1 protein-coding gene and 2 pseudogenes are annotated in these 887 nt (G+C 70.6%); 2 read left to right on the top strand and 1 reads right to left on the bottom strand.

What is annotated here, in order from left to right:
• Positions 1-196, bottom strand: a pseudogene (locus E1258_RS32895) (IS256 family transposase); the annotation flags it as partial.
• A 121-nt stretch (positions 197-317) separates the two neighbouring features.
• Here E1258_RS32895 and E1258_RS32890 point away from each other — a divergent pair.
• Positions 318-716, top strand: coding sequence for a hypothetical protein (locus tag E1258_RS32890; RefSeq protein ID WP_371688725.1), 399 nt, complete (start codon positions 318-320; stop codon positions 714-716).
• Positions 713-887, top strand: a pseudogene (locus E1258_RS35335) (site-specific integrase); the annotation flags it as partial. The gene E1258_RS32890 and the pseudogene E1258_RS35335, both read left to right, overlap by 4 nt.

Here is an 887-nt window from a genome sequence, read left to right as displayed (position 1 = left end):
CGACGAGGCGGCGTCCCTGCTCGTCCAGCTCGGCCGCGTGCGCGGCGATGTAGGCGGCGACCTCGGCCTCCAGCGCAGCGGCGAGCATCCGGCGGGCACCGTCACGCACGATCTCGTCGATCAGCGATCCGCCCGTCTTGGCCTGCTCGGACACGGCCGCTGGCGTGGGCTCTTCCGGGTTGACTACCGTAAGCACGGGCGTACCTTCCCGGCCCGCGTTGGCGCGCGGGCTCTACTCGATTCCTTGGACATGGAGCGTCGCCGGGAGGGTACGCCTCCCGACTCTCATCCACAGGTTTCGAGCATTGCTCCCCCATTTGAACGCCCACACCAATCCGAACCATGACATCCGGCCAACCAACCCACACCCGCCAACGGCAGAGCCGTGGACCGTCGAGCGGATCCGCGCGCTCGGTGCCGCCACCACCCTGCCCACCGCCGCGGCGGTCCTCGGTATCAGCCGGTCCCAGGCCTACCGGCTCGCCGCCACCGATACCTTCCCCACGCCACTGATCCGCGCCGGGACCCGCATCATCGTCCCCGTCACCGGCCTCCTCCGACTTCTCCTCCTCGACCAGCCTGCCCCGGATCCCGACGGCGGCCGGCGACTTGATCCCGTCGTGGTGTCGAGCGTGGATGCAACGACCACGCCACCAGCGGACTACACCCGCCACCGCTGGCGGCACCACGTCGAGCACCCAGGAGACGACCAGTGAAAGGCTCCACGTTCAAACGCTGCGGCTGCCGCGACACCGCGACGGGCCGGCGGCTGGGACGCTCCTGCCCTGATCTGCGCCGGCCCGGCGGCGGATGATCCCGCAACCACGGCCAATGGCACTGGCAGATCGACCTACCCGCCCGCGCCAACGGCACCCGCCGCACACTGC

It is taken from the genome of Micromonospora sp. KC207 (assembly GCF_004348615.1).
Classification (GTDB): domain Bacteria; phylum Actinomycetota; class Actinomycetes; order Mycobacteriales; family Micromonosporaceae; genus Micromonospora.
The sequence above is the reverse complement of the archived record's forward strand: the minus strand, read 5'-3'. Positions and strand labels throughout refer to the sequence as shown.